The 19,662-nt window shown below is 69.7% G+C and carries 22 protein-coding genes; 10 read left to right on the top strand and 12 right to left on the bottom strand.

The features are described 5' to 3' along the window. Window positions 1-115: 115 nt before the first annotated feature. On the bottom strand, window positions 116-757 hold the full coding sequence (gene phoU / locus WFH00_RS09440; RefSeq protein ID WP_336660576.1) for a phosphate signaling complex protein PhoU: 642 nt from the start codon (window positions 755-757) through the stop codon (window positions 116-118). A gap of 180 nt (window positions 758-937) precedes the next feature. Here phoU and WFH00_RS09435 point away from each other — a divergent pair, with 180 nt between their 5' ends. Continuing rightward, window positions 938-2,194 carry a sensor histidine kinase gene (locus WFH00_RS09435; RefSeq protein ID WP_336660575.1) on the top strand — a complete coding sequence of 419 codons (1,257 nt, stop codon included), beginning with the start codon at window positions 938-940 and terminating at the stop codon, window positions 2,192-2,194. Between the two features lie 26 nt (window positions 2,195-2,220). After that, complete coding sequence (locus tag WFH00_RS09430; protein WP_336660574.1) at window positions 2,221-2,916, top strand: response regulator transcription factor; 696 nt, start codon at window positions 2,221-2,223, stop codon at window positions 2,914-2,916. Between the two features lie 77 nt (window positions 2,917-2,993). On the opposite strand, the gene WFH00_RS09425 is transcribed toward WFH00_RS09430, so the two are convergent. After that, window positions 2,994-3,617 carry a DNA modification methylase gene (locus WFH00_RS09425; RefSeq protein WP_336660573.1) on the bottom strand — a complete coding sequence of 208 codons (624 nt, stop codon included), beginning with the start codon at window positions 3,615-3,617 and terminating at the stop codon, window positions 2,994-2,996. Window positions 3,618-3,782: 165 nt separating this feature from the next. Between WFH00_RS09425 and WFH00_RS09420 the strand changes: the two genes are divergently transcribed. The 3 genes from WFH00_RS09420 (at window position 3,783) to ispF (ending at window position 5,630) form a co-directional block, all read left to right on the top strand. Next, window positions 3,783-4,268, top strand: coding sequence for a CarD family transcriptional regulator (locus WFH00_RS09420; protein WP_336660572.1), 486 nt, complete (start codon window positions 3,783-3,785; stop codon window positions 4,266-4,268). 88 nt (window positions 4,269-4,356) lie between these two features. Beyond that, entirely contained in the window at window positions 4,357-5,145 is a 789-nt protein-coding gene (gene ispD, locus WFH00_RS09415) for a 2-C-methyl-D-erythritol 4-phosphate cytidylyltransferase (protein WP_336660571.1), read from the top strand. After that, window positions 5,142-5,630, top strand: a complete 489-nt coding sequence (gene ispF, locus WFH00_RS09410; protein ID WP_336660570.1) for a 2-C-methyl-D-erythritol 2,4-cyclodiphosphate synthase — start codon at window positions 5,142-5,144, stop codon at window positions 5,628-5,630. The genes ispD and ispF overlap by 4 nt, the downstream gene beginning before the upstream one ends. A gap of 55 nt (window positions 5,631-5,685) precedes the next feature. Here ispF and purM read toward each other — a convergent pair whose 3' ends face one another. Further along, complete coding sequence (gene purM / locus WFH00_RS09405) at window positions 5,686-6,795, bottom strand: phosphoribosylformylglycinamidine cyclo-ligase (protein ID WP_336660569.1); 1,110 nt, start codon at window positions 6,793-6,795, stop codon at window positions 5,686-5,688. A gap of 198 nt (window positions 6,796-6,993) precedes the next feature. Here purM and purF point away from each other — a divergent pair, with 198 nt between their 5' ends. Then, a complete protein-coding gene (gene purF, locus WFH00_RS09400; RefSeq protein WP_336660568.1) occupies window positions 6,994-8,454 on the top strand; it encodes an amidophosphoribosyltransferase in 1,461 nt (486 codons plus the stop codon). A 384-nt stretch (window positions 8,455-8,838) separates the two neighbouring features. Here the strand turns inward: purF and WFH00_RS09395 are convergent, their stop codons facing one another. The 4 genes from WFH00_RS09395 to WFH00_RS09380 all read right to left on the bottom strand — a co-directional run bounded on the left by WFH00_RS09395 (window position 8,839) and on the right by WFH00_RS09380 (window position 10,533). Then, entirely contained in the window at window positions 8,839-9,357 is a 519-nt protein-coding gene (locus WFH00_RS09395; protein WP_336660567.1) for a twin-arginine translocase TatA/TatE family subunit, read from the bottom strand. Window positions 9,358-9,426: 69 nt separating this feature from the next. Next, a complete protein-coding gene (locus WFH00_RS09390) occupies window positions 9,427-9,615 on the bottom strand; it encodes a twin-arginine translocase TatA/TatE family subunit (protein ID WP_336660566.1) in 189 nt (62 codons plus the stop codon). A gap of 31 nt (window positions 9,616-9,646) precedes the next feature. Further along, complete coding sequence (locus WFH00_RS09385) at window positions 9,647-10,120, bottom strand: hypothetical protein (protein WP_336660565.1); 474 nt, start codon at window positions 10,118-10,120, stop codon at window positions 9,647-9,649. A 56-nt stretch (window positions 10,121-10,176) separates the two neighbouring features. Next, window positions 10,177-10,533, bottom strand: coding sequence for a sterol carrier family protein (locus WFH00_RS09380; protein ID WP_336660564.1), 357 nt, complete (start codon window positions 10,531-10,533; stop codon window positions 10,177-10,179). Between the two features lie 202 nt (window positions 10,534-10,735). On the opposite strand from WFH00_RS09380, the gene purD reads away from it, so the two are divergent. Further along, window positions 10,736-11,989: a phosphoribosylamine--glycine ligase gene (purD, locus tag WFH00_RS09375; RefSeq protein WP_336660563.1), complete on the top strand. Its 1,254-nt coding sequence runs from the start codon at window positions 10,736-10,738 to the stop codon at window positions 11,987-11,989. 14 nt (window positions 11,990-12,003) lie between these two features. Here the strand turns inward: purD and WFH00_RS09370 are convergent, their stop codons facing one another. Then, a complete protein-coding gene (locus tag WFH00_RS09370; RefSeq protein WP_336660562.1) occupies window positions 12,004-12,999 on the bottom strand; it encodes an SRPBCC family protein in 996 nt (331 codons plus the stop codon). Between the two features lie 221 nt (window positions 13,000-13,220). On the opposite strand from WFH00_RS09370, the gene WFH00_RS09365 reads away from it, so the two are divergent. The 3 genes from WFH00_RS09365 to purQ all read left to right on the top strand — a co-directional run bounded on the left by WFH00_RS09365 (window position 13,221) and on the right by purQ (window position 15,195). Then, window positions 13,221-14,141: a phosphoribosylaminoimidazolesuccinocarboxamide synthase gene (locus WFH00_RS09365; RefSeq protein WP_336660561.1), complete on the top strand. Its 921-nt coding sequence runs from the start codon at window positions 13,221-13,223 to the stop codon at window positions 14,139-14,141. Between the two features lie 68 nt (window positions 14,142-14,209). Continuing rightward, on the top strand, window positions 14,210-14,491 hold the full coding sequence (gene purS / locus WFH00_RS09360; protein WP_336660560.1) for a phosphoribosylformylglycinamidine synthase subunit PurS: 282 nt from the start codon (window positions 14,210-14,212) through the stop codon (window positions 14,489-14,491). After that, a complete protein-coding gene (gene purQ, locus WFH00_RS09355) occupies window positions 14,491-15,195 on the top strand; it encodes a phosphoribosylformylglycinamidine synthase subunit PurQ (protein ID WP_336660559.1) in 705 nt (234 codons plus the stop codon). The genes purS and purQ overlap by 1 nt, the downstream gene beginning before the upstream one ends. A 243-nt stretch (window positions 15,196-15,438) precedes the next feature. Here purQ and WFH00_RS09350 read toward each other — a convergent pair whose 3' ends face one another. The 4 genes from WFH00_RS09350 to hemC are packed head-to-tail and all read right to left on the bottom strand — an operon-like array spanning window position 15,439 to window position 19,640. Further along, on the bottom strand, window positions 15,439-16,785 hold the full coding sequence (locus WFH00_RS09350) for a glutamate-1-semialdehyde 2,1-aminomutase (protein WP_442918825.1): 1,347 nt from the start codon (window positions 16,783-16,785) through the stop codon (window positions 15,439-15,441). Window positions 16,786-16,822: 37 nt separating this feature from the next. Then, window positions 16,823-17,818, bottom strand: a complete 996-nt coding sequence (gene hemB / locus WFH00_RS09345) for a porphobilinogen synthase (protein ID WP_336660558.1) — start codon at window positions 17,816-17,818, stop codon at window positions 16,823-16,825. Then, entirely contained in the window at window positions 17,815-18,630 is an 816-nt protein-coding gene (locus tag WFH00_RS09340) for a uroporphyrinogen-III synthase (RefSeq protein WP_336660557.1), read from the bottom strand. The genes hemB and WFH00_RS09340 overlap by 4 nt, the downstream gene beginning before the upstream one ends. Beyond that, a complete protein-coding gene (gene hemC, locus WFH00_RS09335) occupies window positions 18,627-19,640 on the bottom strand; it encodes a hydroxymethylbilane synthase (protein ID WP_336660556.1) in 1,014 nt (337 codons plus the stop codon). The genes WFH00_RS09340 and hemC overlap by 4 nt, the downstream gene beginning before the upstream one ends. Window positions 19,641-19,662: the final 22 nt, after the last annotated feature.

Here is a 19,662-nt window from a genome sequence, read left to right as displayed (position 1 = left end):
GCACCAGGGTCGCGCGGCGCAAACGGCCGGTACGACCGCGGCTCGAACAACCGGCCCGAAGCACCGGCGCGGCACCGGTACTCCGGCCCGCGGGCCGCCCGAAGCCAGCCCGCGCTCAGTCGAGCGAGCCGCTGATGAAGTACTGGATCTGCCGGGCGATACTCACCGCGTGGTCGCCGAAGCGCTCGTGGTAGCGGCTCGCCAGCGTGGAGTCAACGACGTTCGCCGGCGTCTCGGCGAGGTTGTCGCTGAGCACCTTCTCGAAGACCTTCGCGTGCAGCTCATCGAGATCGTCGTCGAGGTCGCGCACCTCGGCGATCACGCTCGGCTCCTGCGTGCGCAGCAGCTCCACGATCTTCTGCGCCATCTGCACATCGAGGGCGCCCATGCGTGCGAACGTCTGCGTGAGCCCCGCGGGAATCGCGCTCTCGGGGTAGCGGTAGCGCGCGAGCTGCGCGATGTGCTGGGCGAGGTCGGCCATGCGTTCGAGCGACGCGCTCATGCGGAGCGACCCGACCATGAGTCGCAGGTCGGAGGCGACGGGCTGCTGCCGGGCGAGAATGTCGATCGTCAACTGGTCGAGCTCGGCGGCGAGCCCCTCGATCTCCTCGACCCGGTCGATGACCTTCTCCGCGATCGCGACGTCCGAATTGCCGAACGCGGTCGTCGCCTCGGTGATCGCCTGCTCCACGAGTTCCGCGATCAGCACCAGCCGATCCTGAACATCGCGAAGCGACTGCTGAAAGACCTCACGCATGGGGTGTCCTCTCTTCTGTCTGCCCTGCCGCTCATGTGTAGCCGGCCGCGCAGCACGCCAATGCGCTCGCGCGCAACCTCACCTAGTCTGAGCGCGGCTCGTGAACCTCCGCGCACCAGCAGGTAAACAACAGTTGAACTCTGCGACTTCGCCCGATTCCCCGCCCCTACGATGAGAGGCATGGAACCGACCCTGCTCGTTCTCGCAGCGACGGCGCTCGGCATACTCGTCGGTGCCGCCACCACCCTAGCAATCGTGGGCGCGCGGGCGGCGGGAGTGCGTCGGTCCAACGAGATGCGGCCGGAGCTTCCGGAGATCGCGACCGCGATCCTCGATGAGGTCGACGCGTTCGCCGTGATTCTCGACTCGGCGCTCGCGCCGGTGTACGTGAATGCGGTCGCGCGCGACGAGCGGCACCTGAGCGACGCGGAGTTGCAGGACACGCACTTCCTGGCCCGCGTCCGCAAGGTGATGACGACCGGGATCCCTGACACGCACGACCCGGATCCGGCAGACCCCTCCGACACCGTGCGGATCCATATCGTTCGGTTGCAGCAGCGCTTCGTGGTCATCCTCGCGGAAGATCTCGGGGAGGAGCAGCGGGTCAACGCGATGCGCCGCGACTTCATCGCGAACGTCAGTCACGAATTGAAGACCCCAATCTCGGCGATCGGTCTGCTCTCCGAGGCCGTGCAGCAGGCGGCCGACGAACCGGTCCTCGTTCGTGACTTCGCGAAGAGCCTCGTGAAGGAGTCTCGTCGCCTCGGTGCACTCTCCCGCGACATCATCCAGCTTTCGGAAGCACAGTCCACGCTGCGGCCAGAGGATCGCGAGCCCGTTGCCCTCCGCGACCTCGTGCAGGCGGAGGTCGATTCGCACCGGTCGTTCGCCGAGCAGCACCGCGTGGAGCTCGTCGTCACCGCCGACGCCGACCCGGAGCGCGACGCCACGATCCTCGGGCGTCCGACCTCTCTGAGCGCCGCGGTCGCGAACCTGCTGAGCAACGCGATCCGCCACTCCCCCGAGGGCGGCCGAGTGGGCATTGGCATGCACCGCGAGAAGAAGCGCTTCGTCGTCGCGATCACCGACCAGGGAGACGGAATCGCGCCCGAGCACCTGCCGCGCATCTTCGAGCGGTTCTACCGGGTCGACGGCGCCCGAACGCGTGGCGAGGGCGGCACCGGTCTCGGGCTCAGCATCGCGCGTCACACGATGCGGGCGCACGGCGGCGACGTCGACGTGTGGTCGCAGCAGGGCGTGGGATCGACCTTCACGCTCTCGTTCCCGCTGACTTCAGAGAAGGGCTCGTCGAAGAGCGCGAAGCGCATGAAGCAGGCGAAGCGTGTCATGAAAGACGCAGAACGCGCAGCGAAGCTCGCACCGCCCTCCCCGTCCCCCGATTCCGCGCCGACGCCGCCCGCGCCGGCCGCGCCCTGACCCCGCACCTCGAAGGGAACCCCACCGTGCCGAAGCACATCCTGCTCGTCGAAGACGAAGCATCGATCTCGCGCCCGCTCGCCTTTCTGCTCGAGCGAGAGGGGTATCGCGTGACCGTGGAGGACGACGGCGCCGAGGCAGTGACGACCTTCTCGTCTGCTCAACCGGACCTCGTGCTGCTCGACCTCATGCTGCCGAGTCTGCCGGGCACGGAAGTGTGCCGCGCGATCCGCCAGACCTCGCAGGTGCCCATCATCATGCTGACCGCGAAGGACAGCGAAATCGACATCGTCGTGGGCCTCGAGCTCGGTGCCGACGACTACATCACAAAGCCGTATTCCACCCGCGAACTGCTCGCTCGGGTGCGCGCCGCACTCCGGCGCGCGACCCCCGCTGAGGAGGAACGCGCTGACGAGGGCGACGAACTCGTGCTCGACGAACTCGGGATCCGTCTCGACTCGGAGCGTCACGCGGTCGCAGTGCGCGGCGAGGAGATCGCGATGCCGCTCCGGGAGTTCGAACTGCTCGAGATGCTCATGCGACACTCGGGTCGGGTGCTCACGCGCGGGCAGCTCATCGACCGCGTGTGGGGCAGCAACTACTACGGCGACACGAAGACCCTCGACGTGCACGTGAAGCGCATCCGCGCGCGGATCGAGGAGGAGCCGTCGCGACCGAAGCTGATCTCGACCGTGCGGGGCGTCGGCTACCGCTTCGGGTAGAGCGGAGCGCTGGAACGGCGAAAGCCCCCGCGCGAGCGAGGGCTTTCGAACGTCTACAGGAGACCGTGCGGTGCGGCTCAGTCGCCGAGCTGCTCGTCTTCCTCGTTGCCCGAGTTCACCTCGGGCTCCTCGACGTCGTTCGTGGTCGACTGGTCTGCTACCTCGTCAGACTCGGTGATCTTGTCGCCGCGCTCCGACGTGTCCTTGGCCTTGGTGAAGTCGGCCGGCAGCACGTACTGCTCGTACTCCGCGAGCGTGCCGTCGAGCACCGGGATGTCGTAGGGCACCTCGGCAGCGCCGGGAAGCTGGAAGTACGCGCCGATCGTGTCGCCCGGCTCGAGGTCGGCGAGGTCGACGAGCACGGGAGTTTCTTCACCCTCGGGATCGCCGAAGAGCGTGTTCCCGGTCGGAATCGTGAAGTCAGCGGTCGCCTGCTGCGACTCGGTGCCGGAGAACGCGATGGAGAGATCCTGCTCCTCGCCAGAACGGTTCACCGCACCGAAGACCACGTTGAAGCTCTCGCCGGTCTCGTCGGCGATCAGCATGATGTTGCGCACATCGATGCTGCCCACGTTCACGTCGACGCCGTCGCTCGGGGCGTAGGGCGTCAGTGTGGCCTGCGGAGCAACCAGGCTGCACCCGGTCGCGCCGAGCGTGAGGGCCGCCGCAAGTGCGATCGACGAGGCAATCCGAATCTTCAAGGTGGTCCTCCGAGCCATGGGGTGATCCGCGAGGCGCCGCGCCGAAACGCGCGCGCATACTGCACCCCATATTAGCCGCGAGCACTGGCGAGACGCAGCTTAGGATGCCCTTACTTGCGCGCCGTCGCATGGTATTCTGAGGGGAGATCGCGAAGGAGTCGCTCGATGCAATTTGAGGTCGGAGAAACGGTCGTCTACCCCCATCACGGTGCCGCAAAGATCATCGATGTCAGGCAGCGGAAGCTCGGTGGCACTGAGAAGCTCTTCCTCAAGTTGCAGGTGAACGACGGCGATCTCGTCATCGAGGTTCCCGCCGAGAACGTCGATCTGGTGGGCGTACGCGACGTCATCGGCCATGAGGGGCTCGAGCGCGTCTTCGAGGTGCTGCGCGCCCCCTTCACCGAGGAACCCGCCAATTGGTCGCGGCGCTACAAGGCGAATCTCGAGAAGCTCGCATCGGGCGACGTCATCAAGGTGTCCGAGGTCGTGCGCGATCTCTGGCGACGTGATCGCGATGTGAAATCGCTCTCGGCCGGTGAGAAGCGCATGCTCGTGAAGGCGCGGCAGATCCTCATCTCCGAGCTCGCCCTCGCCGAGAAGACGGACGAGGCGAAGGCGGGCGAGCTGCTCGACGAGGTACTCGCCTCCTAGCCTCGAGGCACCTGGGCGGCCGCCGATCCGCACCCCGCCTCTCGCCTGCCCCTCGCCCGGGCCGCTCCTCCACGAGTAACCTGGCCCCATGCAGAGCTCAGCGATGAACCCCGGGTCGGACGACCTCGCACCGCACACCCTGCCGACGCTCGGTGTCGTGCTCGTCGGCGCGGGCCGCGGCGAGCGCCTCGGTGGCGGGGTGCCGAAGGCGTTCGTCGAACTCCACGGTCGCCCGCTGATCGAGTTCGGGATCGGCGTGGTCACGTCCCTGCCGCACGCCGGCCACCTCGTGCTCGTCGTGCCCGAGTCGCACGCGGCGCAGGCGCTCGAGCTGGTGGATCTCGTGCTGCCCGAGCGCTCGCGCTGGGAGGTGTCCGTCGTCGCCGGTGGGCGCGAGCGTCACGAATCGGTGCGGTTCGGTCTCGACGCCTTGCCCTCCTCGATCGAGACCGTGCTCGTGCACGACGCCGCGCGGCCGTTCGCGAGCGCGGAGCTCTTCGAGCGCGTGATCGACGGCGTGCGTCGAGACGGCACCGGGGTCGTGCCGGCGCTGCGAGTTTCGGACACCCTCAAGCGCGTGGATGCCGAGGGCAATGTGCACGAGACCGTGGACCGCGCAGGGCTCGTCAGCGTGCAGACCCCGCAGGGGTTCCCACGGGAGCTGCTCGAGGCGGCCTACTCGGGCGCAGAACTGCAGCTCGGGGAGACGGCGTCCTCGCTCCCGACCGACGACGCCGAAGTGGTGCAGCGCGCCGGCGGTCAGGTGCGCACGGTGTCCGGGGAGTTGCGCGCGCACAAGCTCACCACCCCCGACGACTTCCCGGTGCTCGAGCACTTCCTCGCGGCGAACGCAGCGGGGCTGGAGTCCGAGCAGTGATCCGCGTCGGAACCGGCTTCGATGTGCACGCGTACTCCCCCGACCCGACGGTGGAGCTGCGTCTCGCGGGAATCGCGTGGCCGGGCGAGCCCGGACTTTCGGGCCACAGCGACGGCGACGCGGTCTGTCACGCGGTCATCGACGCGCTGCTCTCCGCGGCTGGGCTCGGCGACATCGGCGAGCTCGTCGGCGTCGACGCGCCTGAGACCGAGGGGGCGGCGAGCACCGGCTTCGTGCGGCTCGCGCTCGAGCGTCTCGGGGGCGAAGGATGGGCGCCCGTCAACGTCTCGGTTCAGATGATCGGAGTGCGCCCGCGCTTCGCGCCGCGCCGCGTGGAAGCCCAGCGAGCGATGACGGAGCTCGTCGGAGCCCCGGTCTCGATCGCTGCCACGACGACCGACGGGCTCGGCTTCACCGGTCGCGGCGAGGGGCTCGCGGTGATCGCGACGGCTCTGATCGAGCGGGCGGATCCGCAGCCCGGATAGCGGTGTTGCGCCGAGGCGGGCGGATGCGTCGAACGCGGGGTGGCGCGTCGCGGGCTTATGCCCGGAATTCGCCGACGAGGCGCACGGCCCCGCCCTGCACGCCCTTCGCGCCCTGCTCGAAGCCGGTGAAGTCGCGCGGCGTGGCCGAGACCGTGCCGGCGACCCAGGTCTCGAGGCCCTCGGCCGTGAGCGCAGCGGCGACGCGGTGAGCGGAGGCGCCGTCGACGACCGCGAACATGCCGATGCCGAGGTTCCACGCTCCCTCGACCGAGGCGAGCGAGTGACCGCCCAGCTCGGCGAGGTGCCGGAACACGGGAAGCGGCGACCACGTGCCGCGATCCACCTCGACCCAGGTGCCGACCGGAAGTACGCGAGCGAGGTTCGCCGCGATGCCGCCGCCGGTGACGTGCGACAGCGCGTGGATCGAGCCGTCGAGCTCCGGATCGTCGAGCACGCGCAGCAGCGGCCCGGTGTAGAGCGCGGTCGGCTCGAGCAGCGCCTCGCCGTAGCTCGCGCCGAGCTCGTCGCTCCGGTCCGAGTATGAGACGCCCGCGTCGGCGAGGATGCGCCGCACGAGCGAGAAGCCGTTGGAGTGGAGGCCCGAGGCGCCGAGCGCGAGCACGACGTCGCCGTCCGCGACGCGCTCCGGCCCGAGCACGCGGTCGGCCTCGACCACGCCCACCGCGGCACCCGCCACGTCGTAATCGTCGACGCCGAGCAAACCGGGGTGCTCGGCGGTCTCGCCGCCGACCAGCGCAGTACCGGTGGCCTCACAGGCCTCCGCGATCCCTCGCACGATGTCGGCGATGCGCTGGGGCACGACCTTGCCGCAGGCGATGTAGTCGGTCATCGCGAGCGGCTTCGCGCCGACCACGACGATGTCGTCGACGATCATCGCGACGAGGTCCTGACCGATGGTGTGGTGGATGTCCATCGCCTGGGCGATCGCCACCTTCGTGCCGACGCCGTCGGTCGCACTCGCGAGCAGCGGGCGGCGATACTCCTTGAGTGCCGACGCATCGAACAGGCCGGCGAACCCGCCGACTCCGCCGATCACCTCGGGGCCGTGCGTGCGTGCCACCGCCGACTTCATCAGCTCGACAGCCAGGTCACCGGCTGCAGTGTCGACTCCGGACTGGGCATAGATCGACGAGTTTTCGCTCACCCGTCCAGCGTACCCTGCGCGTCGCCGCTCGCGCCGCGCGGCCCTGGCCGGGCGCCACGACGCGCACCGCAACGCGCACCGGGCTGAGCACCGCGTCGCCCTGGCAGATCTCGCACCCCGCACGCGAGTGCGTGTGGGAGACTAGACGCTGCGCCGGTACGGCGCGCCACCCACCTCGCAGGGAGCGTTCACTACAGCATGTGCGGCATCGTCGGTATCGTCTCATCCGAACCCGTCAACCAGCAGGTGTACGACAGCCTGCTGCTGCTTCAGCACCGCGGTCAAGACTCGACGGGCATCGCGACCCTCGACGGCGACTTCTTCCACATGGTGAAGGCGAAGGGCCAGGTACGCGAGGCGTACCGCACCCGCGACATGCGCAGCCTCACCGGAAACGTCGGCCTCGGCCACGTGCGCTACGCCACCCGCGGGTCCGCGGCTGCCGAGGACGAGGCGCAGCCGTTCTACGTCGGCGCCCCCTACGGCATCATCCTGGTGCACAACGGCAACCTCACGAACACCCGCGAGCTCACGGCCGACCTCTACAACGTCGACCGCCGCCACCTCAACACGCACTCCGACACCGAGTTGCTGCTGAACGTGCTCGCGAACGAGCTCCAGGCCGGCATCACGAGCCTCTCGCTCACCGCGGATCAAGCTTTCGACGCCGTCGAGCGCGTGCATGAGCGCGTGGAGGGTTCGTACTCGGCCATCGCGCTGATCGCGGGATACGGTTTGCTCGCGTTCCGCGATCCGTTCGGCATCCGCCCGCTCGTTCTCGGCCGCCGCACGAGCGCGGCCGGAACCGACGAGTGGGTGGTGGCCTCGGAGTCGCTCGTGCTGGAATCGGGCGGGTACGAGATCGTGCGCGATGTCGAACCCGGCGAGGCGATCCTCATCTCCCCCGACGGCAGCATGGCGTCGCGCCAGTGCGCAAAGCAGTCGCAGCTGGTGCCGTGCGCGTTCGAGTACATCTACCTCGCGCGCCCCGACTCGGTGCTCAGCGGCATCTCGGTCTACGAGGCGCGGCTGCGTCTGGGCGACCAGCTCGCCGACGAGGTGAAGGCTCAGCTACCCGACGTCGATATCGACGTCGTCATGCCAATCCCGGATTCCGGCCGCCCGAGCGCCATGCAGCTCGCGCAGAAGCTCGGCGTTCCCTACCGCGAGGGCTTCTTCAAGAATCACTACGTGGGCCGCACGTTCATCATGCCCGGGCAGGCTGTTCGCAAGCGGAGCGTGCGCCAGAAGCTCAATGCGATGAGTTCGGAGTTCGCCGGCAAGAACGTGCTGCTCGTCGACGATTCGATCGTGCGCGGCACGACGTCGCGCGAGATCGTGGAGATGGCGCGCGCCGCGGGCGCAAAGTCAGTGATCTTCGCCTCGGCCGCGCCGCCCGTCATCTTCCCGCACGTCTACGGCATCAACATGCCGTCGCGCCGCGAGCTCATCGCGCACGGCCGCACGCCCGCGGAGATCGCCGAGGAACTCGGCGCCGATCACCTCGTCTACATGAGCGTCGAGGGCATGAACCACGCGATTCTCGAGGGCCAGGATCAGGTGACCGCGCTCGAGCAGAGCTGCTTCACCGGCGAGTACGTCACCGGCAACGTCGATTCGGAGTACCTGGCCTGGGTCGAGGCCACGCAGGAGAGCTGAGCAAGCAGCCCGCGCGCGGGCGCTCCAGCCCGCACTCCCGCTCTCGGTCGCGAACTCGGACGCACGCCCGCCCGCATGCGCGAGCACCCGCTCCCGACTTTCATCGATGCGACGCTTCTGGCCGCTTCACCACCCCGAAACGGCCACACGCGTCCCATCGCCGCACTCGAATGCACGCACGCACGCCCCCAAGCTCCCGCCTTTCGTCGATGCGACGCCACTGGCCGCTTCACCACACGGAAACGGCCACACGCGTCCCCTGGGCGCACATGTGCCCGGTCGGCAGAGGCGGCGCGGCGGGGCGCGATACGCAGCGAGGCCCCTCAGCGGATGAGCTGAGAGGCCTCGAAATCAGCGCGACACGACTCGCGCAGTGCGTCAGCGCTACCGCTGCTGCTCAGGGTCGGCAGGACTCTGCGGCACGGCGGGCGGCGCCTGAGTCGTCGGCTCAGCCGGGTCCACCGGGCTCTGCGGAACCGCCGGCGACGGCTCAGCTGGCGCGGCGGGATGCACCGGGCTCTGCGGCACCGCAGGCGACGGCTCGGCGGGCTCAGCCGGCGCCTCCGCGGAGGCGGGCTGCTGCGCATCGGCGGGAGAAGCCGGAACCGCGGGCGACGGTGCCGGGGTCGCAGGCTGCTCGGGTGCCGCCGGGCTCTTCGGCACGGCGGGCGCCTGAGGCTCGGCCGAGTGCGTCGCCGCCGCGTCAGGGGTGCGGGGAGCCGGGGCTCCGGCCGATCCTGCTGCCTCGCTCGTCTTATCGGAGTCCGAGCTCACTTCCTTGCGCAGGATCTTCATCGACTGGCCCAGGCTCTTCGCGAGCGCTGGCAGTTTCGGCGCACCGAACAACAGCAGCACGATGAAGAGGATGACGATGAGCGTCGGTCCTGAGATGTTTCCGAGCATGTGAGCGAGCTCCGTTCGATGGTGCGGAGAATGCCACGCGGGCTCGCTGTGAGCCGCGCCGGCGTTGGACTATCGAGCGTCGGGGGTGGCGTCGGTCGACTGCGTCGGCGCATCGCCGTCGCTCGTGACCTCTTTCTTCAGAATGCGCATCGACTGGCCGAGGCTCTTCGCAAGGCCCGGAAGCTTCGGGGCGCCGAACATCAGCAGAATGACGAAGAGGATGGCGATCATGTGCCAGCCGGAGAGATTTCCAAGCATGCGAGCTTCTTTCGAATAGAGGTTGTGTGGATTATCGCACGTCGGACTGGACGGCGATACCGGTTCCACGCTTGCGACGAGCAACCGCGCCCAGCACGATCACGAGCAGGCCAGCGACCCCGGCCCCGAGCGCCGCACCGATCAACGCCATGAAGCCGACGATCTGGCCCATCGTGTACTCGGCGTCCTCCGCGATCGGGAAGAAGAGGCAGGCGAGCATCGCGACGACCGCGCCGATTACGACACCGGCGATGAGCACGCGGTTCACGCGAACGGAACGCTCGAGAATCACTTCCTGCTTCGACTCGCGGACGATGGGCTCGGGCGCCGCGGGCGCGGCCGCTGCGGGCTCGGGCACTGCCGGCTCGCGCACCGCGTTTACATCGGCGGGCGCATGCAGCGGCTCGGACGACGAAACCGGCCGGCCCGCCGCCGCGCCAGCTCCCGCCGCCGCGCTTGCAGAGCCGAGCGGCGTTGACGCCGAAGAAAGATCGGGCTGATTCATACCTCTATTGTCTCAGCCCCGACTGAGTGCAAGACGCACGCCGCAGGCTGTCGGCACTACCGCACGAGCGGCAGCAGGCCGCGAAGCTCGGCTCGGGATCCCGAAGCGACCACCCTCGCGGCACCAACGGCCGAGTCCCAGCCGAGTTCCCCGCACGCGAGCGCGATCCACGTCTCCGCGTCCGTCTCGATCACGTTCGGCGGCGTGCCACGCGTGTGCCGCGGCCCCGCAACGCACTGCGTCGCCCCGAACGGCGGCACCCGCACCTCGACCGAGTTCCCGGGCGCGCGCTCGGCGAGCTCCTCGAGCAGATAGCGAACCGCGGTCGCCACTTCCATGCGCGCGTTGCTTCCTCCGCGAACGGCGGCGAGGGCCGACCGGCCGTCCTCGATTGAAATCTTGCGTTTCGCCACGCGCTCAGCCTATCCGCGCTTCAGCGATCACCTCCACGGTGCGGGCGGCGGATCGCCCCCTGCCCGTTCCCCCGCTCCCCTGCCACCCGATGCCCCCCCGCCGCGCCGCGATCGCTCCTGCTACTCCTGCCCGATCCGCTGCTCCTCCGACGGTGCCTGCGCGACCCGAAACGCGCTCCAAAGCTTCGGTAGTCTGGACGGCGTGAAGATCCTCGTCCTTGGCCCCGGTGCCCGCGAACACGCCATCGTCCTCGCCCTCCTGGCTGAGCAGGCCGACCACGAGATCGTCTGCGCCCCGGGCAATGCGGGCATCGCCGCGAGCGAGGTAGAGACGCCCGAGCTCGCCTACACCGATCCGGCCGCTGTCGAGGCGTTCGTGCGGGAGCGCGAGTTCGATCTCGTGGTGGTAGGGCCTGAGGCGCCGCTCGTCGCGGGCGTGGCGGATCCGCTGCGGGCCGCGGGCGTGCCGGTGTTCGGACCGGATCAGGCGGCGGCGCAGCTCGAGGGTTCGAAGGCGTTCGCGAAGCGCATTATGGATGCGGCCTCGGTGCCGACCGGGCGCGCATCGCGGGTCACCTCCGCCGAGGAGGCCGGCGCGGTGCTCGACGAGTACGGGGCACCGTACGTGGTGAAGGCCGATGGCCTCGCAGCGGGCAAGGGCGTGCTCGTCACCGAGGATCGCGACGCCGCGCTTGAGCACGTGGCAACGTGGGCCCCGCACGGTGAGGTGCTCATCGAGGAGTTCCTCGACGGTCAGGAGGTCTCCCTCTTTTTCTTCGCGGACGGGCACGACGTGCTCCCCCTCAGCCCCGCGCAGGACTACAAGCGTATCTTCGACGGCGATCAGGGCCCGAACACCGGCGGCATGGGTGCGTATTCACCGCTCCCCTGGGTGGCCGACGACTTCGTCGAGGAGATCACGCGCACGGTCGCTCTGCCGACCGTGCGTCAGCTCGAGGCCGAGGGCACGCCGTTCATCGGACTCCTCTACTGCGGGCTCATCGTGACCGCCAAGGGCGTTCGCGTCATCGAGTTCAACGCGCGCTTCGGCGACCCCGAGACTCAGGTGGTGCTCGCACGCCTCGAGTCCCCGCTGAGCCGGTACTTGCTCGCGGCGGCCCAGGGCGAGCTCGCTGCTCAGCCCGCACCGGAGTTCTCGCCCGACCCCGCGGTGATCGTGGTCGTCGCGAGCGAGGGATACCCGGGTGAGGTGACGACCGGACGCGAGATCACCGGCATCGCCGATGCGGAAGCGCTCGACGGGGTGCACGTCGTGCACGCAGCTACGGCTCGCACCGAAGACGGCGGGTGGATCGCGACAGGCGGTCGCGTGCTCGGCGTCGTGGCGCGGGGCGCCGATTTCGCCGAGGCCAGGGCGCGTGCCTATGAGGGCGTCGCCCGCATCTCGCTCGAGGGCGGCCAGTCCCGCACCGACATCGCCGCCCGCGTCGCCTAGCGCTGCGCGGGGAGTTAGTTGCCGCGGATCAGGGTGTCGAAGTCGGGCTCATCCGGGTCGGAATCCGAGCCGGCATCGCCCTCTCCACGCGTGCCCTCGTCCGCGGCGGCGCGCTCGTCGTTGGACTGATCCTCAGTCGTCGTCGATGCCCGAGTCGTCGCGACCTCCTCGGTCGCGGTCTCGACACCCTCGGCCGAATCACCCGAGAACAGTGACTCGTCGGGTTCCGCTTCGAGCGCGTCCTCTCCGAAAATCTCGGTGAGGATGTCGTCGGCGGCCTCGTCCTCAGGCTGTTCCGCACCCGACGCTTCACGCGCGGGCACGTCGTCTTCCGCGATCACCGCGATCGGCCCGGTTTCGAGCTCGGGATGGTCGCCCACCTGGGGCTCGGCCTCGAGCTCGATCGCGACGGTGTCGTCCATGGACTCCTCCGCGTCATCGGAGTCGACTTCGCCCTCGATCTCGACCTCTACGAGTTCGACTGCGGCGGTCTCGGCAGCGACGCCGTCGGAGGCGTCAGCAGAAGCAGCGCCCTGGGCGTCCGCGTCATCGGGCGTCTCGCCGAACTCGCCCGCATCGCGCGCCGCCTCGAGCGCCGTCGTCAGGTCGCGCAGCAGCACCTGCCACCCCTCCTGAGAAGCGGCGGCACGTTCCGCGGCGGCGGGGAGCGCGTCGAACCCGGTCTCGGTCACGGTGATGCCGGTGTCACGACCCTGCGTGCGCAGCGTCACGAGCACCGCGGTGTCCCGTTCGTCGCCGGCCTCGCGCCAGGTGAAACCGATGGCGTGCCCTTCGACCCACACGTCGATCGTTCCGGAGGCGTCGCGGCTCACCGCCGCCTCGCCCTCGCCCTCCGACCAGCGCTCGCTGACCGAGCCGCCGACCCGCGGGTCGAGCTGGAGTTCGGGCCACCATTCCGAACGGCGGTCGGAGTCGATGAGAAATGCCCAGGCCGCAGCCCTCGCGACACCGACACGGCTCCGCGCCACTACTGGTCCCAGCGGGATCATAGCTCTCCTCCGAACTCTCGCGCCGACCTCGTCGGACGACGATCGGTGATGCGATTCACGCAGCACCGCCTCTGCTCAAAAGAGTAATGGCCCCCACTGACAGTGAGCCTCGCACGCGCGGAAGTTCCGCGGTTTGCCCCGGAGATTTCGGCGCTCGCCCGCCGAGAGCGGTAGGCGCGACCGACCAATCGCGATCCTGCGCATGGTGGAAGAATGGTCGGGTGACCAATCTCTCCTCACCCGCCCCGCTCGACGGATGGACGCACATCTACTCCGGCAAGGTTCGCGACCTCTACGCGCCGGCCGATGGCTCCGACGACTATTTGCTCGTCGTCGCGAGCAACCGCGTGAGCGCGTTCGATCACGTGCTCGAACCTCCGATTCCGGGCAAAGGCGCCCTGCTGACGGCGCTCTCCAACTGGTGGTTCGAGCGCATCGCGCTGCCGAATCATCTCGTCTCCGAGCAGGGCAGCGCCCCGGCCGTTCCCGGCGAGGTGCGAGACCGCGCCATGCTCACCCGCAAGCTCGAAATGCACCCGGTCGAGTGCGTGGTGCGCGGCGCGCTCACCGGTTCCGGCTTCGCCGAGTACCAGCGCACCGGAGCCGTCTGCGGCATCGAGCTCCCGGCGGGTCTTGAGGACGGCGACGAGCTCGAGACCCCGATCTACACTCCCGCGTACAAGGCACCGCTCGGTGAGCATGACGAGAACATCACCTTCGAGCAGAGCGTCGAGCTCGTCGGCGAGGAGGTAGCCACCGCGCTGCGCGACGCGTCGCTGCAGATCTTCACGGCGGCCCGCGAGCTGGCTGCCTCCCGCGGGGTCGTGCTCGCCGACACCAAGTTCGAGTTCGGCAACGACCCCCGCACGGGCGAGCTCGTGCTCGCCGACGAGGTGCTCACCAGCGACTCCTCGCGCTACTGGGATGCGGCCGCGTACCACGACGAGACGCTGTCACGGGCGGATCGCCTCGCCTCGTTCGACAAGCAGATCGTGCGCAACTGGCTCGCATCGCACTGGGACCGCACGGGCGAGCCACCGGTGCTTCCCGATGACATCGTCGCGCAGACCTACGCGCGGTATCGGGAGCTCTACGTTCGGCTGACGGGCGGCGAGCCACCCTATGCGCCGGTCGCGGTGTGACGTCGCTGAGCACGCGATGAACCGTGAGACAATAGACCGAGCTTCACCACGAGAAACGGAGACCCCGGGTGCCCACGATTGTCGTTGATGTCATGCCCAAGGCCGAGCTGCTCGACCCGCAGGGTAAGGCCACGACGGGGGCGCTCGCCCGCCTCGGTCACGCCAAGTTCGAGAACGTGCGCATCGGCAAGCGCTTCGAGATGCAGGTCGCGGGCGAGGTGACCGACGCCGTGCTCGACGAGGTGCGCCAGGTCGCCGCCGACATTCTGTCGAACGCGGTCATCGAAGACGTCGTCGCGATCAGCGTTGACGGCGTTCAGGTCGACGTGCTCGTGGCGGAGGCGCGCTAATGCCGAAGATCGGTGTGGTGACGTTCCCGGGTTCGCTCGACGACCGGGATGCGCAGCGCGCAATCCGCATCGCGGGCGGCGAGCCCGTCGCGCTGTGGCATGCGGATCACGACCTCCAAGGGGTCGACGCGATCGTGTTGCCCGGCGGCTTCAGCTACGGTGACTACCTGCGCGCAGGCGCGATCGCTGCGGTGTCGCCGATCATGACCGAGGTCCTGTCGGCGGCGAACCAGGGGATGCCCGTGCTCGGCATCTGCAACGGCTTCCAGGTGCTCGTCGAGTCGCACCTCCTTCCGGGCGGGCTGATCCGCAATGCGCACCAGCAGTTCATCCGGCGCGACCAGCGACTCATCGTCGAGAACGCCGATACCGCGTGGACGCACCGCTTCGAGCGCGGCGAAGAGATCGTCATCCCGCTCAAGAACGGCGACGGCGGGTACATCGCGAATGAGGAGACGCTCGCGTACCTCGAGGGCGAGGGCCTCATCGCGTTCCGCTACGCGGGCGTGAACCCGAACGGCTCGGTCAACGACATCGCCGGCCTCACGAACGAGCGCGGCAACGTGGTCGGCCTGATGCCGCACCCGGAGCACGCGGTCGAGCCCGGTTTCGGGCCCGACACTGCGGAGGCCATGCGCTCGGGTATCGACGGGCTGCGGTTCTTCGAGAGCGCCGTCGAGGCGCTCGTCGCGCAAGCCGCGTAGGCGCGAGCCCCCCTCCAGATAGAGCAGAACGCCCACCCGAGACCGGGCGGGCGTTCTGCGTTTCTGCGCTTGGGCGTTTCTGTTCGATCGCAATCGCCGACGCTGCTCCCGTCACCGAGATCGACTCGCAACTCTGAGATCGACCCCGGATCACGCGGATTCACGGTCGATCTCGGCAATCGCAGTCGATCTCAGCGCGCGGGACGCGGCGCAGCGCGTGGGCCCCGCAGCGGGCTCGGCGAGCTAGGCAGCGGCAGCCGCCGCGCGAGCCGCGCGCGGCAGCGCATCGGTGATGCGTGCGAGCGCGGCGTCGTCGTGGGCAGCGGTGACGAACCACGCCTCGAAGGCGCTCGGCGGCAGGTTGACACCGCTCTCGAGCATCGAGTGGAAGAACGCGCGGTGCGCGGCGACGTTCTGCCGCTGCATCTCGACATAGCCACGGGGAGCCTCTGGGTAGTCGCCGAACAGCACGCTGAAGAGGGTACCGGCCCGCTGCACGCGGTGCACGACGCCGGCCTCGGTGAACGCCGAACCGATCGCATCGATGATCGTGTCAGCCGCGTGCCCGAGGCGCTCGTAGGCAGTGGCGTCCGCGTGACGCAGCGTGGTGAGTCCTGCGGCGACCGCGAGCGGGTTCCCGGAGAGCGTGCCGGCCTGGTACACGGGGCCGAGCGGGGCGAGCAGCTCCATGAGCTCGGCGCGACCGCCCAGCGCGGCGAGAGGCAGACCGCCGCCGACCACCTTGCCGAAGGTCAGCAGATCGGGCGCCACGCCCGCGCTCACGCGCTCCTGCTCGATCCCCCAGTAGCCCGAGGGCCCCGCGCGGAAGCCCGTGAGCACCTCGTCGAGGATCACGAGAGCGCCGTGGCGGTGCGCAAGTTCGATCATCGCTTCGGTGAAGCCGGGCATCGGGGGCAGCACGCCCATGTTCGCGGCGGCGGCCTCGGAGATCACGGCGGCGATCCGCTCACCGTGCTCTGCGAAGGCGGCCTCGAGCGCCGCAAGATCGTTGTAGGGAAGCACGAGCGTCTGGCCCGCGGTCTCGGCCGTGACACCGGCAGATCCCGGCATGGCGAGCGTCGCGAGCCCTGACCCGGCTTCCGCGAGCAGCCCGTCGGAGTGACCGTGATAGTGCCCCGCGAACTTGATGATGAGCGGGCGGTTCGTCGCGCCGCGGGCGATGCGGATCGCGGTCATGGTCGCTTCAGTGCCGGTCGACACCAGGCGGAGACGCTCGATGAGCGGCACGCGCGCGATGATCTCCTCGGCGAGCTCCGCCTCCTGCGGCACGGACGCGCCGAAGCCGAGACCCCGAGCCGCAGCCTCCTGCACCGCCTCGACCACGGCCGGGTGCGCGTGCCCGAGCAGGGCCGGCCCCCACGATGCCACGAGGTCGACATACTCGTTACCGTCGACATCCGTCACCGTCGCCCCGCGCCCCGAGACGAGGAAGCGGGGCGTGCCGCCCACCGAGCCGTACGCGCGAACCGGCGAGTTGACGCCTCCAGGGATCACGCGGGCGGCGCGCTCCGCCAGTGCGGCGCTGCCAGCGGCTTCGGGGTGCGGGATCATCGTGCTCATGGGGTCCATCCTGACTTTCGTCGTTGCGGGAGAAATGGTGGGCGGCTCAGTCGCGCGCGGCGCGCGAGGCGAGCTCGCGGGCGAAGTACGTAAGCACGACGTCGGCGCCGGCTCGCTTGATGCTGACGACCGACTCCTCGATGGTGCGCTCGCGATCGATCCACCCGTTTGCGGCAGCGGCCTCGATCATCGCAGCCTCCCCGGACACCTGATACGCCCACACGGGCACGGGGCTCGCCGCGGCAACGTCGGAGAGCACGTCGAGGTAGCTCATCGCGGGCTTCACCATCACGATGTCGGCGCCCTCCGCGATATCGAGCTCGGCCTCGCGGAGGCCCTCGCGACGGTTCGCGGGGTCCTGCTGGTACGTGCGGCGGTCACCCGTCAGCTGCGAATCCACGGCATCGCGGAACGGCCCGTAGAAGGCCGACGCGTACTTCGCCGAGTAGGCGAGGATCGCGGTGTCCTGATACCCGCTCGCGTCCAGGGCCTCGCGCACCGCCGACACCTGCCCGTCCATCATGCCCGAGAGCCCGAGAAGCGCCGAGCCGGCTTGCGCCTGCGCGAGCGCCATGGCCCGATAGCGCTCGAGGGTCGCGTCGTTATCGACGACGATGTTGTCACTGTCAGCGTCGGCCACGCGCAGCACGCCGCAGTGGCCGTGATCGGTGAACTCATCGAGGCAGAGGTCCGTCTGCACGACGAGCGCGTCGCCGACCTCATCTGCGACGACCCGAGTAGCGACGTTCAGGATGCCGTTGGGGTCGTCTGCTGCGCTTCCGACCGCGTCACGAACCTCGGGCACACCGAAGAGCATCACGCCGCCCAGTCCGAGCTCGGCGGCCTCCAACGCGGTGCGCCGCAGGGAATCGAGGGTGTGCTGCTGCACGCCCGGCATCGAGGGGATATCGGCCGCCTCATCGAGGCCCTCGCGTACGAAGAGCGGGAGCACGAGCTCGGCGGGGTTGATGCGGTGCTCCGAGGTGATGCGGCGCATGGCGGGGCTGGTGCGGAGCCGACGCGGGCGAACGGTGGGGATCATGCGGTACCTCCTGGGCTGAGCGGCGTGCGCTCGAGGGCGTTCGCGACGCGGTCGAGCAGATTCGAGACGGTGTGCGGATCGGCGACGACGTCGGCGGCGAGCTCGTGCGTGGCGAGCGCGCGCGCCGAGGGGCCACCGATGGCGGCGAGCAGCGGACGGCTGCGGGTGAACGGGGCGAAGCGGCGAGCGACCTCGCGAGCGGCGGAACCGCTGAGCACGAGGATCACGTCGACCTCTCCGGCGGTCACGCGATCCTCGATTTGCGCGTCACGGGGCGCCGGAACCGTGCGATACGCAGTGACGCGGGTGACCTCATGGCCGCCCTCGGAGAGCGCGAACTCGAGCGTGTGGTCGGCGATCTCGGAGACCGGCAGCAGCGCGCGCACTGACCCTGCGGAGGCCCCAGTCGCGCGGCTCGCTGTCGCAAAGCGGTCGAGGATCGCGGCCCCCAGCCCCACAGCGGAGTAATCGGCGGCGGGCACGAGATCGGGGTCCATGCCGTGGCCCCTCAGCGCCTCCGCCGTTGCCGGGCCGACCGCAGCGACTCGCTGGGAGCCCGTAGGACCTCGCCCGCCCGCGGCGACGAACGCATCGACGGCGTTCGCACTCGTCATGAGCAACCAGTCGAAGTCCCCACGATTCCACCCTTCAGCGGCCTCACGCAGGAGCTCGGGCCTCTCCGACGGCACGATCTCGGTAAGCGGAGCGAGGATCGGCGCGCCCCCGCGACGCCGCACCTCTGCAGCGTCTCGCTCCCCTGCGGCTCCGCCGCGGGTGACGAGAACCCGGACACCATCGAGGGGGAGGGTCACCGGGAGCTCCCCAGTGGCGCGAGTCCCGCCGCTCCCCCGGCGAGCAGTTCCTCAGCAACTCGTCGCCCGAGTTCGCCCGGCGCGTCCTGCCCACGCGCGTCATCCGTCCAAGGCAGCTCAGCCTCGGCCGAGAGCTGCTCGGTTCCGTCGACGCGGTACACGACGGCGCGGAGGTGCAGCGTCTCGCCGGCCACCGCGGCGCAGGCCCCGATGGGCGCCGCGCAACCCGCCTCGAGCGTCGCGAGCAGGGCGCGCTCCGCAAGAGCGGTGGCCCGCGACTCCGCGTGGTCGAGCGACGCGAGGGCTGCCGCGAAGGGCTCGGCGGTGGCATCGGCCTCTCGCACTTCGATGGCGAGCGCCCCCTGGCCGGGTGCGCCCGGCGCCTCCTCGAGCGAGAAACGCTCGGTGATCGCTTCCGCGCGGCCGATCCGGTCGAGACCCGCGGCGGCCAGAACGACCGCATCGAGGTCGACCCCGACGCGACCAAGGCGCGTGTCGACGTTCCCGCGCAGGTCCTGCACCTCGAGGTCGGGCCGACGCGAGCGGAGCTGGGCGACGCGGCGCGGCGATCCGGTACCGACGCGCGCTCCCTCGGGCAGCGCCTCGAGCGTGAGCCCGTCCCGAGCACAGAACGCGTCGCGCGCGTCGGCGCGCACGGGCACGGCCCCGAGCGCGATCCCCGGGCACGGGCCGGTCGGAAGGTCCTTGAGCGAGTGCACTGCGAAGTCGCACTCCCCATTCAGCAGTGCGTCGCGCAGCGCGCTGACGAATACGCCAGTGCCTCCGAGCTGCGACAGCGGAGCGCGAGTCACGTCACCGTGGGTTGTAATGATGACGAGGGCAACATCGAGCCCCGTCGCCGCTGCGATCTGCTCGGCCACCGTCGTAGTCTGCGACACCGCGAGCGCGCTGCCGCGCGTCCCCACCCGGAGCAACCCAGGAGCGGCAGCGAGCGGCTTGTCGGAGCGGAAGACCCGACCTGAGCCGGTGCCGGGGGTGGTGGCGTTCATCGAGCTGGACCTTTCAGGAAGT

Origin of the sequence: Leucobacter sp. USHLN153, assembly GCF_037145615.1 — a bacterium.
In the GTDB taxonomy this organism is placed as follows: Bacteria; Actinomycetota; Actinomycetes; order Actinomycetales; family Microbacteriaceae; genus Leucobacter.
The sequence above is the reverse complement of the archived record's forward strand: the minus strand, read 5'-3'. Positions and strand labels throughout refer to the sequence as shown.

Coding starts and splice junctions, on each gene's coding strand:
- phoU (WP_336660576.1), bottom strand. CDS start 757: ATGCGTGAGGTCTTTCAGCAGTCGCTTCGCGATGTTCAGGATCGGCTG.
- WFH00_RS09435 (WP_336660575.1), top strand. CDS start 938: ATGGAACCGACCCTGCTCGTTCTCGCAGCGACGGCGCTCGGCATACTC.
- WFH00_RS09420 (WP_336660572.1), top strand. CDS start 3,783: ATGCAATTTGAGGTCGGAGAAACGGTCGTCTACCCCCATCACGGTGCC.
- ispD (WP_336660571.1), top strand. CDS start 4,357: ATGCAGAGCTCAGCGATGAACCCCGGGTCGGACGACCTCGCACCGCAC.
- purF (WP_336660568.1), top strand. CDS start 6,994: ATGTGCGGCATCGTCGGTATCGTCTCATCCGAACCCGTCAACCAGCAG.
- WFH00_RS09395 (WP_336660567.1), bottom strand. CDS start 9,357: ATGCTCGGAAACATCTCAGGACCGACGCTCATCGTCATCCTCTTCATC.
- WFH00_RS09390 (WP_336660566.1), bottom strand. CDS start 9,615: ATGCTTGGAAATCTCTCCGGCTGGCACATGATCGCCATCCTCTTCGTC.
- WFH00_RS09385 (WP_336660565.1), bottom strand. CDS start 10,120: ATGAATCAGCCCGATCTTTCTTCGGCGTCAACGCCGCTCGGCTCTGCA.
- WFH00_RS09370 (WP_336660562.1), bottom strand. CDS start 12,999: ATGATCCCGCTGGGACCAGTAGTGGCGCGGAGCCGTGTCGGTGTCGCG.
- purQ (WP_336660559.1), top strand. CDS start 14,491: ATGCCGAAGATCGGTGTGGTGACGTTCCCGGGTTCGCTCGACGACCGG.
- WFH00_RS09350 (WP_442918825.1), bottom strand. CDS start 16,785: ATGGACCCCATGAGCACGATGATCCCGCACCCCGAAGCCGCTGGCAGC.
- hemB (WP_336660558.1), bottom strand. CDS start 17,818: ATGATCCCCACCGTTCGCCCGCGTCGGCTCCGCACCAGCCCCGCCATG.
- hemC (WP_336660556.1), bottom strand. CDS start 19,640: ATGAACGCCACCACCCCCGGCACCGGCTCAGGTCGGGTCTTCCGCTCC.